The organism is Paenibacillus sp. MAHUQ-45 (assembly GCF_058133325.1).
On sequence record NZ_JBYUPV010000001.1, the window covers coordinates 667,139 to 679,899 of the forward strand.

Annotated in this window: 8 protein-coding genes; 7 read left to right on the forward strand and 1 reads right to left on the reverse strand. The window is 45.6% G+C overall.

The window, feature by feature from the left end; genetic code table 11:
• Positions 1-19 precede the first annotated feature (19 nt).
• Positions 20-1,810: a non-ribosomal peptide synthetase gene (locus AC3Y23_RS02965; protein WP_379195432.1), complete on the forward strand. Its 1,791-nt coding sequence runs from the start codon at positions 20-22 to the stop codon at positions 1,808-1,810.
• Between the two features lie 28 nt (positions 1,811-1,838).
• On the forward strand, positions 1,839-2,990 hold the full coding sequence (locus AC3Y23_RS02970) for an MFS transporter (RefSeq protein ID WP_379195434.1): 1,152 nt from the start codon (positions 1,839-1,841) through the stop codon (positions 2,988-2,990).
• Positions 2,991-3,392: 402 nt separating this feature from the next.
• On the opposite strand, the gene AC3Y23_RS02975 is transcribed toward AC3Y23_RS02970, so the two are convergent.
• Positions 3,393-4,112, reverse strand: coding sequence for a Crp/Fnr family transcriptional regulator (locus AC3Y23_RS02975; RefSeq protein ID WP_217622451.1), 720 nt, complete (start codon positions 4,110-4,112; stop codon positions 3,393-3,395).
• Positions 4,113-4,546: 434 nt separating this feature from the next.
• Between AC3Y23_RS02975 and AC3Y23_RS02980 the strand changes: the two genes are divergently transcribed.
• The 5 genes from AC3Y23_RS02980 (at position 4,547) to AC3Y23_RS03000 (ending at position 12,756) form a co-directional block, all read left to right on the forward strand.
• Positions 4,547-6,853, forward strand: coding sequence for a glycoside hydrolase family 65 protein (locus AC3Y23_RS02980; protein ID WP_379195437.1), 2,307 nt, complete (start codon positions 4,547-4,549; stop codon positions 6,851-6,853).
• Positions 6,850-9,135 carry a glycosyl hydrolase family 65 domain-containing protein gene (locus tag AC3Y23_RS02985; protein ID WP_379195439.1) on the forward strand — a complete coding sequence of 762 codons (2,286 nt, stop codon included), beginning with the start codon at positions 6,850-6,852 and terminating at the stop codon, positions 9,133-9,135. The genes AC3Y23_RS02980 and AC3Y23_RS02985 overlap by 4 nt, the downstream gene beginning before the upstream one ends.
• A 74-nt stretch (positions 9,136-9,209) precedes the next feature.
• Positions 9,210-9,842 carry a beta-phosphoglucomutase gene (gene pgmB / locus AC3Y23_RS02990; RefSeq protein WP_379195441.1) on the forward strand — a complete coding sequence of 211 codons (633 nt, stop codon included), beginning with the start codon at positions 9,210-9,212 and terminating at the stop codon, positions 9,840-9,842.
• 76 nt (positions 9,843-9,918) lie between these two features.
• Positions 9,919-10,719: an alpha/beta hydrolase gene (locus AC3Y23_RS02995; RefSeq protein ID WP_379195443.1), complete on the forward strand. Its 801-nt coding sequence runs from the start codon at positions 9,919-9,921 to the stop codon at positions 10,717-10,719.
• Between the two features lie 243 nt (positions 10,720-10,962).
• Positions 10,963-12,756: a cache domain-containing sensor histidine kinase gene (locus tag AC3Y23_RS03000; protein WP_379195445.1), complete on the forward strand. Its 1,794-nt coding sequence runs from the start codon at positions 10,963-10,965 to the stop codon at positions 12,754-12,756.
• Positions 12,757-12,761 lie beyond the last annotated feature (5 nt).

Below are 12,761 nucleotides of genomic sequence, written 5' to 3' on the forward strand. Positions count from 1 at the left end.
GGAGTATGGAGGTATGCCCATGAAAAACTTGTATGCATTATTTTATGAGCAAGTCGAGTATGTTCCCCATAAATTCGCAATTACTTATAATGAGAGATCGATCACATATCTTCAATTGGCTTGTGGGGTAGATTCAATTTCGAACCGGCTTTTAGAAATGGGTATCGTTCCCAATGATCGAGTAATCATTTATATGCCTAATTCGATCGATACGGTGAAAGCGATGCTGGCTGTTCATAAAGTAGGCGCATTGGTTTTGCCGCTGGATAGCAGTCTTCCGGAAACACGGGTTCAGAAGATATTCCATGACAGCCAGGCAACTGTTATTATATGCGGTAGTGATGAAATCGCTGCATCGTTGGATGCCTTAACGTTTGTTATTCCAACGTACTATGTTGATCCAGACTCAGTTGCACCTACTACCACTCTGTCCAATTTTTTGGATAACGAATTGGCTTTTTGTATATACACTTCTGGATCAGAAGGCAAGCCTAAGGGCGTGTTACTGCCGCATGAAACGGTATATAATCAAATCGAAGGCAAGAAGCAACTGCTCGGGCTTACTACTCAGAGTGTATTATGCCAAAGCTTGAGCATAGGGTTCGTTGCATCTATATGGCAAATCTATGGTTCTTTGATTATAGGCGCACACCTTGTCATCTATCCAGATTCCATCATCAAAAATCCTCTGCTTTTCTTTGAAAAGGTTAATCGTGATGGTATACAGGTCGTATCATTAGTCCCCCAGCTGCTGCATTCCTACTGTTTATTAGTAGAGGGAAGGCACAAACAGTTAGATCTTAAGCATTTACAGTATGTAATCCTAACTGGAGAAAAGCTGAATGGGGATGTTGTCCGTAGCTTCTACCGCCTTTATCGCATTCCTATCATCAATGCTTATGGTCAAAGCGAATGCTCAGATGATACCTTCTATTTTAAGGTTCCTTTTGATTTTGCTGATATCCATGTTCCGATTGGTAGTCCGACTTTGGGGGTCTCACCGTTCCTTGTCGATGAGTATCTCGGGTTGCTTGAGGGTCCCGGCATAGGGGAGCTCTGCATAGGTGGTCCTTGTCTCTCGAAAGGATACCTGAATGATGAAACCTTGACTAGTCAAAAATTTATTGTTCACGAAGTCTTGAACATGCGTGTATTCCGCACAGGTGATTACGTCAAAAGGACGGATGAAGGGTTGTATATTTATTTGGGTCGGCTGGATAATCAGATCAAATTGAGGGGCTACCGGATTTCTCTGGAAGAGGTCGAATATCATGTTCAACAATATAAGAAGATTCGGAAAGCTTCCGCGGCGACTATTGAAATGGATGGAAACACGAAAGAAATTGTAGCCTTTTATATAAGCGACGAATTGGTGAATTATACGGATATTAGGAGATTTCTCCTTAAAGAATTGGCTCCCTATGCAGTTCCCTCCCGGTTTATCCAGGTCGATGATTTTATCTACACATCTTCGGGAAAGCGTGACCGGAAACGCATGGTGGAACAGTTTGCAGCAAGTTCAGCGAACATCTGTGATAGTATCAAAAGTGATGTGCTCGATGAACAGGTCATTCAAATTATTAAATCTACTGTTCCGGCAGAATTGACAAAAGATTTAACCAAAGATACCGCTTTTGAGGACTTAAGTATTTCTTCAATTGATTTTATCCAAATTGTTGTGGCTTGTGAAAGTACATTTAACATTACGTTTGAAGAAACAATGATTTCGTATGCGCTATTCACGCGTGTTACAGATCTTATTGCTTATATAAAAGAACGGGTGGAAGTAGCCGCTTTCATCAGAGAATGACAGCAAGGTTATGATTAGAGGTGAGTAAATGTCATATAAGAAAATATCGATCCCAATTTTAATGATATCTTTACCTTTTATCTTTTTTGATGTTTTGTTGCCGGTGTATACTGAGGAACTTGGATATACTACATTTCAGTTCACCCTTTTGGTATCTGTGTTCTCATTTGCCCAATTATTCATGAGGCTACTGCTTGGTAAAATATCCGACAAATATAGCAGACGCTCCATTTTTATAGCTTCCTTGCTGTTTTTTGTGGGGGCCTATTTCACATTTGCGCTGGCGGATCAATTGCTACTTTTGATGTCTGCAAGAGTGCTTAACGGTATCGCAAACATTTTGCTGACCCTTGCTGTCTTCGGAATGATCGCTGATGGTAATACAAATTTAGCGCAACAACTGGGGCGATTTGATAGTAATCGAAATTTAGGAGGACTCATCGGCATCGGATTGTGCTTCTACATATTAACTAACTACGAATTACTTAATGGATGGAAGGTGTTGTTCACGGTCTGCGGAGCAGTTGCCTTGTTATCACTTCTTTTTTCACTGTTATTGAGGACTGAAGATTCAAATCAAGAAATGAATCCGCAAATTATTGTTCTGACACCTGAGAAACGTAAGATCTGGACGGTAAACGTGATCTTTAGGCTGATCTCAAGTATGGTTATCGTTCTGTTAATTCCTTATCTGCAAGATGTATTTGACGCAGATATTGAGGAGATCGCTCTTACTTTCTTGCTGCCTTTGCTGATTTCCTCATTTTCAGGTACTTATCTAGGCAAACTCGGGGATCGTCTAGGTTACCGTAAAGCCGTTATTGTATCAACCGCGATGTCCGTTATTACGGTAGCAGCCCTTCTTTTTTCTCCTAGACTAAGTCTGTTTGCTTTAGTTTGGACATTTTTTATTTTGTCATTTTCCATGCTGGAGTTCTCGCTGGACGCAATGTTTATGAAAGGCATTTATGAGAATAACACGGGAAATGCCTATGGCAAATACTCCGCAGGCTCCAATATTGGCATGATTGTTGGTCCTGCCTTAGGAGGGTACTTATTCGATTCCTTTGGGCATGCTGCCCCTTATATCGTTTTTGTGGGAGGAATGACTACATTGATACCCTTGCTGCTTCTTATGCTTCCCCCCGATTCCAACACTATTGATCAAGACACTATATAAAATCAGATTGCCCTAACTTAAACAAAAATGAGTACAACGCTGAAGGCCGGCACGTCACAGTAATTGTGGTAAAGACCAAATATTCTTTATTAGTTTGGATTAGTATAACTATTTAGGGAAACTATACCAATTCAGTGTTAAAAATAAAGTGATATGGTCAAACCAACCTGTCACTTTTTTTTGCATTTATCTTGGTTATTGAATCACCATATTGTATTTATATTTACAATTACAACAACAGGGCTAACGCTAATTGTAATTGAGGTGAAGCAGGGGTCAGTCTTCCTTCAAGCATAAAAAAAGACGCCTCGCAAGGCGTCTTGACCACTCTATTAAGTTCCGTAAAAGTAATCGGGTCAGGTATGATTCAATGAGGTGAATAGAGGGTATTAGATTAGGGCGTTAGATTCGGCAAATTTCTCCCGGGCACATTTCGCAATGGCAAATTTCCTGCAGCATGCCCAGATCCTTGATGACGATCATGCCATTCTCATATTCCACAGCATCTTTCTTTCGAAGATCGCTCAGCATCCGGTTAACGCTCTCGCGGGTAGCTCCGATCATATTGGAAAGGTCTGTGTGTGTAATTTTCTTATTAATCAGAATGTTCTCGCCGCTCTTCTCACCGTAGGTGTTGCCCAGACGAATCAGCGTAGAGCAGAGTGCGCCAGGTTTACCATACATCATCAGATCACGGAATTTAGTCTGTGTCAGACGATGATGAATACCCATCCATTTCATGAAGTCAATGGCAAAGTCGCAGTGCTGGCAGATGAGAATCTCCAGATCCTTGTGCTCTATAACGCCTACTTCGCTGTCTTCAATGACTTCGGCTGTAAAGCTATGCTTCGTGCTGAAGAAAGGATCCGCTTGACCGACCATGTCGCCGGCTTGATACATATAGAGAATGAGTTCTTTGCCTTCATCAGTAGATTTGGTTAATTTCACACGTCCACGTTTGATGTAAAATAGTTTATCCGAATAGTCGCCTTCCCAGAATAGATGTGATCCTTCAGGGACTGTGCGTTCTTTCATTGTGACGAGAAGTCTGTTGAAGTTCTGCTCGGAGAAACATTTTGTATTGCCATGGGCTTCGATAGCATTGTGGTATTCCTTGATCATAATCGACATCCCCTTTATTCCCTCAGTTTTTCAGTAAATTTTAAATTAATTATACCTTGAAATTGGCCAGATATGGGTAAAAAAAAGCCCTTAAAAGTGTCGAATTTTTAACATTGTGATTATTTTCACTTCAAATGTGTGAGATTTAATATAATTTCTGCGCCATTAGGAGTATAAAGAGTAACTAAGGTGCATAGAAAAACAACCATTTCCATTATAAACATATAGTGGGATTCGGTTGTTTTTTTGTTGTCTTTTTTGCAAAAGAGGTTGGTTTGTACGCTGGTTTCTCATAATTTCGTATAAATGCACATAACTCTGTTACAGCCGGACATTGGCGATAATAAAGCCGGACGATATCCTAGAGTTGAGCGTCTGGAGCTCTGTGATTTTGAGGGCGGGCGGACAAAACTCAGGAGAAGGAGAAATCATACATGGCTAAAGTGGCGGACAAATATCTAAAAGTAGATCCGTGGGCAATTATCGAAGAGGGCTTCGACACGGAGCGGAACCGGGTTTCCGAATCTATCTTTTCACTAGGTAACGAATACATGGGCGTACGTGGATACGCTGAAGAAGGATACAGCGGTGACAGTCTGATCGGGAGTTATTTCAACGGTTTAAATGAACAGCTGGATATTGGCAACCATTATAAAGGAATTATTCGTTCTTTGCGGTATATGGTCAATTCCGTGGACTGGCTACATACACGTATCGCTGTAGACGGCGAACAGCTTGATCTGGCCAAGAGCAAGATTTCGGATTATGTACGTAAACTGGATTTCCGCACGGGTACCTACCGCCGGGAATTTGTATGGCATTTGGAGAATGGGAAAAGCCTGAAGCTTGTCTTCACTCGACTGGTCAGCATGACTATGTCTCACCTTGGTTTGCAGCAAGTTGCATTTGAGCCACTTAACTTCTCCGGAAGTGTGGATATCATTGCAGGTCTTGATTTCAATATCATTCATGAAGAGCGCGGCGTGAGCATGTGGAACCCTGTTCGCAGCGGAGAGCAAGATGGAATCTCGGCAATTTTGGCGAGCACTATAAATACCGGAAACAAGCTGTTCTCCAGCTTCACATTGAAAGCTTCCCAACCGCTGGAAACGGCACGTGTTGAACGTGAGAAATTCATTGGACAGAGCTTCTCACTGGAATTGACCCAAGGTGAAACTGCACACTTTACGAAGTTTGCTATCAACTGCGCAGACAGCACATCCGCAAGAAGTGCCGAAGAACTGTGGAGTGAAGGTCTGGGTCTGGCTTTGGCGTCATCCAGTCTGGAAGAGAAAGCTGTACTTGCCGAGCAAGAAGCTTACTGGAACGGAATCTGGGAGACCAGTGATATTAGTATCGAAGGCGATCCTGAGAACCAACAGGGTATCCGGTTCTGCATTTTCCAATTGTATCAGACCTACCATGGCGACCATCCGGGATTTAATATCGGAGCCAAAGGTTTGACGGGTGAGGTATACCGCGGACTTGCCTTCTGGGATACAGAATCCTACTGTCTTCCTTTCTATATGTTCAACAATCCGAAGGCAGCCAAGAGCTTGCTGGAGTTCCGTTACAGAACGCTTCCTGAAGCTATGCAACGCGCCAAAGATGTGGATTGCGAAGGTGCTTGCTACCCGATCGCTACCATTGACGGAACGGAAAGCTGTGACCTGTGGCAGCACTCCAACCTGCAGTTGCATGTAGGTACGGCGGTATCCTTTGGTATTTGGCACTACGTCAAGAATACTGGAGACAAAGAGTTCCTATTCAGCAAAGGGGTAGAAATGCTGATCCAGATCAGCCGCTTCTATGCGACACGCGGTCAGTGGGGACAACGTACCGGTGAATACGGTTATTTTGGAGTTATGGGACCAGACGAATTCCAACTGATGGTGAACAATAACTGCTATATCAACCTAATGGCCAAGAAATCCTTCGAATTTGCCCTGGAAGCGATTCAGGAAATGAAGGAAAAAGCTCCGGCTGAATTCGCTGAATTGTCAGCTAAAGTGGAACTGCGTGAGGAAGAACTGGGCGACTGGAGCAACAAGGCAGAGAAAATGAAGATTCCTGTAGATAAGGAAACGGGAGTGTTTGAGGAGCATGACGGATTCTTTGATATGCCTCACATTGATATCCACTCCATTCCAGTGACAGAATTCCCGCTGTATTCGAACTGGTCGTACGATCGTCTGTACCGTTATGACATGATCAAACAGCCAGACGTGCTGATGTTCATGTTCCTGTATAGTGAGCAGTTCACTAAGGAAGAGAAGCTCGCTAACTATGAATACTATGAGTCAAGATGTATCCATGAGTCTTCGTTGTCGCCATCGATTCACTCCATTCTTGCCAGCGAAATCGGCAAGCATGAGGAAGCGTACAACTTCTTTGAATTCGCAACACGTCTTGACCTGGATAACTATAACCGCAATACCCGTGAAGGACTTCATACAACCTCTATTGCTGCGGCATGGATGAACATTGTGTACGGATTTGGCGGCATGCGTTCCGACGGTGAGCGTCTGTCATTCCAGCCATCCCTGCCTGAGCGTTGGACATCTTACAGCTTCCAGGTAATGTATGAGGGAGTGCTGCTGAAGATTGTTGTGAGCAAGGATAACGTTAGTCTGAAAGCCATTAGCGGCGGTAGCACTGAGATTATTGTGTACGGGCAACGAATTAAAGTGGATGCCTCCGGTACGGTGCTTCCGCTGGGCGAAGGGATGATTGCAGGTTGAACTGGACAGTTAGAGAAGAGAGCTTCGACAAGAACCTGATAACGACCAATGGGAACAAATATATGACCGGCAACGGCTATATGGGTTATCGCGGCACACTTGAAGAATTCGGCAAGGAGCAGCTGTCTGCAGTGACTCTGGCCGGTCTCTATGATCGAGCTGGTGAGAAATGGCGTGAGCCTGTGAACGCTCCGAATGGATTGTTCACAGTCATCTCCTGCAACGGTCAGCCGCTTAGTGTGCTGGATACCGAACCGGTATCCCACATACAGGAGCTGGATTTCCGCAGTGCAATCCACCGTCGCGAGACGGTGTACCGTACGCCTGAGGGAGGCACGGTGACCGTTACCGCCGAGCGTTTTGCAAGCATGGATAACCTGCATCTGCTTCTCAGCAAACTTACTGTCACGAGCACAATCGATTGCCGAATTGATATTGAGACGGGAATCGACGGAGAGGTGTGGGATATCAATGGTCCTCACCTTTTCGAGAAAAAAGAATACGCCGAGGGCGATGTACTGATCTCTAGTGCGGTTTCCGGAGAATTGAACGTTCCGGTTGCCGTGGCAGAAATCGCTGATTTTGGCTTTGGAGAGCAGCAAATTGTGGATGGCCTAGCCATCCGCAAGCTCTTGCTGGATGCCAAGGCAGGCGAAACCTACGAATGGCACAAGTATGTGTCGGTATACACCGGCCTTGATGGCGGTAAAGCACCGGTGGAGAATGCTGTAGATGCTGTTCAGGCTGCGGCTAAGCTAGGATATGATGAGCTGCTTGCAGCACATCGTCAGCGCTGGGAAGATCGTTGGCTGGGCAGTGATGTGATCATCGAAGGTGACGATGAAGCCCAAATGGCGCTCAGATACAGCATTTATCAGCTGTTGATCATTGCTCCAACAGAATCGGAGAAGGTCTCCATTCCGGCACGTGGTTTGTCCGGGCAAGTCTATAAGGGAGCCGTGTTCTGGGATACAGAGATGTTCATGCTGCCGTTCTTCCTGCACAGTGATCCGAGTACCGCCCGCAATCTGATGATGTACCGCATCCACACGCTGGATGGAGCTCGCCGCAAGGCAGCGGAATATGGCTTCCTTGGTGCATTCTATGCTTGGGAGAGTCAGGATACGGGTGACGATGCCTGTACTCTGTTCAATGTGAACGATGTGTTCACTGGACGGCCTATGCGTACTTATTTCCGGGATAAACAGGTGCATATCAGTGCGGATGTTGTCCACGGTATTTGGCAGTATGTGCAGTTTACCGGTGATGACAGCTTGCTCGTGGATGGTGGAGCAGAGGTGATCTGGGAGTGCGCCAGATTCTTCTATTCCTACGCATTCTACAATCCAGTCAAGAAGCGCTATGAAATTCTGGATGTAACCGGACCGGATGAATATCATGAACGTGTCAACAACAATGCCTTCACGAATGCGCTGGTCAAGGAAAGTCTGGAGATTGCGCTGCGGACAGCGGAATTGCTGAAAGAGAAGCATTCTGCTGAGTTTGAAAAGCTGGCGACTCAGTTCGCAGACGGTCCATTCCTGACCGAGATCAGTTCGATGCTGGAGAGCTTCTATGTTCCACAGCCGGATGAAGAGACACTTATCATTGAACAATTTGACCGTTATCATACCCTGGAAGAAGTTACGTTGGCTGACCTGAAATCGCGTGTTTTGAACAAAAACGAATATTGGGGCGGCGGCAACGGCCTGGCTACAACAACAAAGATTCTGAAGCAAGCAGATGTTGTGCTCATGTTGAACTTGTTCAAGCATTCCTTCTCCAAAGAAGTTAAGAAGGCGAACTGGGAATTCTACGAGCCTCGCACCGAGCATGGCTCCAGTCTCAGCCCGTGCATCTATGCCCTGGTCGCTGCTGATATCGGCTCTCCCGATTGGGGATATCCGTACTTCATGCGGACTGCTACTGTAGATTTGACCGGTGAATCGAAACAATACGTAGGCGATCTTTACATTGGCGGAACGCATCCGGCAGCGAACGGCGGTGCGTGGATGGCAGCGGTACTTGGTTTTGCCGGCGTGCATTTCAATGGAGACACAGTGCATATCAAACCTTCTTTGCCACAGAAATGGAAGGCAGTGGAGCTTCCGGTGGTACTGCGCGGAGGAACTTACACGCTGCGTATCAGCCGTGAGGAAGTAACCATTACAGCTGCAGCTGGCAACAACGGAGCATTAACCTTTGTTGTAGACGGCGCGGAGCCGCAGTTATGCCAGCCGGGTGTTCAGCTGAAACTACAGAGCGCAGGAGCTGCTGTATAGCTTGATCGGCATTGCAATGTATTTTCAGATACAATAATAAATATATGATCAACACATAGAGAGGACAGAACTTCATGCTGCAAAATATGAAAGGTGCCATCTTCGATCTGGACGGTGTTATCGTAGATACGGCGAAATACCATTTCCTGGCCTGGGCAGAACTTGCCCGTGAGCTTGGCTTCGAATTCACAGAGGAGGATAACGAACGACTCAAAGGCGTAAGCCGGATGAGATCGCTCGATATCCTGCTGGAGGTAGGCGGTCTTGACTTCCCGGAGGAAGAAAAAATCGCCATGGCCGATAAGAAAAACAAGCTGTACGTAGAGTTCATCAACAAGCTGGATCAATCCGAGTTGTTGCCTGGAGTCAAAGAATATCTCCTTGGTCTCAGAGAACGCGGTGTTGGTATCGCGCTTGGTTCAGCGAGTAAGAACGCCATGTTCATTCTTAATAAGCTGAACATTACCGAACTATTCGATGCTGTAGTTGATGGTAATAAAGTGTCCAATGCTAAACCTGACCCTGAAGTTTTCCTCACCGGAGCAGTAGAGCTTAAATTGCAGCCGGAGGAATGCGTTGTGTTCGAAGACGCAGAAGCTGGTGTAGAAGCAGGTAAAGCAGCAGGAATGAAGGTAGTCGGCATCGGCAAGCCAGAAATTCTCAAGGAAGCTGATCTTGTTGTTGCCGGATTGCATGAACTCCTCTAACTTGATAGACTGATGTCATTATGAGGGAATTCTCTCATGAATGCTAAGTCTATCAAGGAAGATTGAGGGATGAGAAATGGAGACCATTCTTTTATGGCCTGAGGGTGCTCCCGGAGCTGCGGGTACAAGTGACGAAGACTGTCCAGCAATTACACCTTATCTTGTTGAAGGGGACGACAATGCCGCGATTGTGATCTGCCCCGGTGGTGCTTACGGAATGCGTGCAGATCATGAAGGAGAACCGATTGCCATCTGGCTCAACAGCCTGGGCATTTCAGCCTTTGTGCTGCGCTACCGCGTAGCGCCCTACCAATATCCCAGCGCACATCTGGATGCCAAGCGGGCTATGCGTACAGTGCGCATGAATGCTGAGAAATTCAGGATTGATCCCGCCCGAATCGGGATGCTTGGATTCTCCGCAGGTGGTCATCTGGCCTCCACGGCTGGGGTGTTGTTTGACAAGGGCAATGCGGCGGACAGTGACCCGGTGGAACGGGTGTCCAGCCGTCCGGATCTCATGGTTCTGTGCTATCCGGTAATTTCTATGGATGACCAGGTGGTGCATAAGGGGTCCAAGGAAAATTTGCTGGGTTCTTCTCCGCAAAGTGAACTGGTGAATCTATTAAGCAGCGAGCTGCAAGTGGGAGCGGACACACCGCCGACCTTTCTGTGGCACACATCAGATGACGAAGGAGTATCGGTTGAGAACAGCCTGCTTTTCGCCACAGCTCTGAGGCGTCATCATATTCCGTTTGATCTGCATGTCTATGCACACGGAAGACACGGCCTAGGCCTGGCTACGGAGGAGCACCACACGAGTGGCTGGACGGAGACTTGCGCTTCATGGCTTCATTTAAACGGATATACCAGATTATAGAGCACTAATAATAAGTATCAAAGAAGACTGGGACCGTTCTAACGAGCTGTTCCAGTCTTCTTTGTGTTGCCTGTTAAGGTATAATTGTAAATTTAGCATTTTACTTCCTTTGACTCGGGCATAACATAACATTTATTTAGCTTACAGCAGAAAAATAGATACAAATACCCATAAAAGACTTTAGAATAGACATATATGACGCACATAGCGTTTGTTATAGTATTGAAGCTGGAGGTGTGCCTTATGTGGAGAAAGCTTGTTAAGCCACTTGTGAAACTGAACGTTAAGCAGCAGTTGATCCTGCTATTCCTGATTATGATCTCTCCCATTCTGATTCTGAACAGTTACGGCAATTTGAAGGCCGAGGGCATTCTCAAGCGGCATGTTACGAATGCATATGTGGAGCTGAACAAACAGAACTTTACCATTATTAACCGAGATATTGAGACCGTTAACAAAATCACCACCACCATCATTCAGAACCCGCTGATCCAACAGCTGAGTACAAAAACTAATGAAATTGTGATGGATTCGTTCAAGCGTTATGAGGCAATAGAAAAGCTGTTGCTCAGCTACTCCCAGGGTACCAGCAAGGATGATGTAGTTTATTACTCACTCTATGTATACGACCCAGAGGATAAATATTTCTTTGCCCCGAACTTTCCGCAAGTCAAGAAGGCGGGAGTTTATTTTTTCTCCAAGGATGAGGAGCCTAGTTGGTTCCAATCGACAGTGCAGCAAAAAGGCCGTGGCTATCTACAGTTTATGGACAGGCTCAGTGTCCAAGCCGAGAATAACAAGACACTAACCTACGTCAGAGCAGTCAACAACATTTATCGAGGAGAAGGAACAATCGGGGTATTGGTTGTTACCAAGATGGAGTCCAAGATCACTGAATCACTCAAATCGATATCCCTGCCTGACGGTGAGATATATCTCACAGATATGAATAACCTTGTGCTTGCTTCTACGATTAACAATTTAGGGGACCACATTGAGCTGCCTGAAGGGGCAGAGGCAGGAGATCCGGAAGGCATCGTGGATGTGATTACGAGTGATTTTATTTATGTGGTCAATAATAACCATGCTTTGGGTCAGAAGCTTATCTACAAGGTTCCTGTAAAGGCTCTGTTGCAGCAGCAAAATGAAATGAAGCGGGTCATACAATATATCACTATCGCCTATGCGGTATTCGGATTGATCATAATTACATATTTCTGGCGTTCTCTGATGACGCCTTTGCAAAAGCTAGCCTTTTTCGTGCGTAAATACGAGCCTGGCAACCGTGTTCCAGAGACGCCGAGATGGGGCAGCAATGACGAGGTCAGTGTGCTGATCACTTCCACCTATGACATGGCCCGTAGGCTTAATGGCCTGATTACTTACAAGTACAAGATGGAACTGAAGCAGAAAGAATCGCAACTGCAATTGCTTTACCAACAAATCAATCCCCATCTGCTATATAATACACTTGAGAGCATATATTGGAAAATATCTCTAGAGGGCAATGCGGAGTCTGCCGAGATGATCAAGCAGCTGTCCAAACTGATGAAGATCAGCCTCAGTCGCGGCAGAGAACTGATCACACTGGAGGAAGAATTGGAACACGCTTCTGCTTATATCAAGCTCCAGCAGCACCGGCATGATTATGTTTTTCGGATTGAGATGAATATTGAGCCGGATATCAAGAGCAACTTGATTCCCAAGATCACTTTGCAGCCGCTGATCGAGAACGCAATCATTCATGGCGTCAAGAACATGGGGGAAGACGGCGAGATTATTATTTCAGCCTGGATGGAGGAGGATTACATACTAATCTCCATTGAAGATAACGGTTACAAAGAGGTTGATTTTGAGGCAATTATGTGGATTCTCGATGAAGAAAATCCAAATCCTACGAGCGGATACGGCATCCGCAATGTCAACCAGCGTATACATCTGCATTTTGGCCCTGAATATGGCATTAGCTATGCGGCCCGTGCAGGTGGCGGAACCAAGGTAATAGTCAAGCTGCCGAAATCAGAAAATCACGAATAAAAGGA

What these genes read in the sequence shown, in the direction of transcription:
- pgmB (WP_379195441.1), top strand. Translation starts at nt 9,210, where the DNA reads ATGCTGCAAAATATGAAAGGTGCCATCTTCGATCTGGACGGTGTTATC.
- AC3Y23_RS02970 (WP_379195434.1), top strand. Translation starts at nt 1,839, where the DNA reads ATGTCATATAAGAAAATATCGATCCCAATTTTAATGATATCTTTACCT.
- AC3Y23_RS02995 (WP_379195443.1), top strand. Translation starts at nt 9,919, where the DNA reads ATGGAGACCATTCTTTTATGGCCTGAGGGTGCTCCCGGAGCTGCGGGT.
- AC3Y23_RS03000 (WP_379195445.1), top strand. Translation starts at nt 10,963, where the DNA reads ATGTGGAGAAAGCTTGTTAAGCCACTTGTGAAACTGAACGTTAAGCAG.
- AC3Y23_RS02980 (WP_379195437.1), top strand. Translation starts at nt 4,547, where the DNA reads ATGGCTAAAGTGGCGGACAAATATCTAAAAGTAGATCCGTGGGCAATT.
- AC3Y23_RS02975 (WP_217622451.1), bottom strand. Translation starts at nt 4,112, where the DNA reads ATGATCAAGGAATACCACAATGCTATCGAAGCCCATGGCAATACAAAA.
- AC3Y23_RS02965 (WP_379195432.1), top strand. Translation starts at nt 20, where the DNA reads ATGAAAAACTTGTATGCATTATTTTATGAGCAAGTCGAGTATGTTCCC.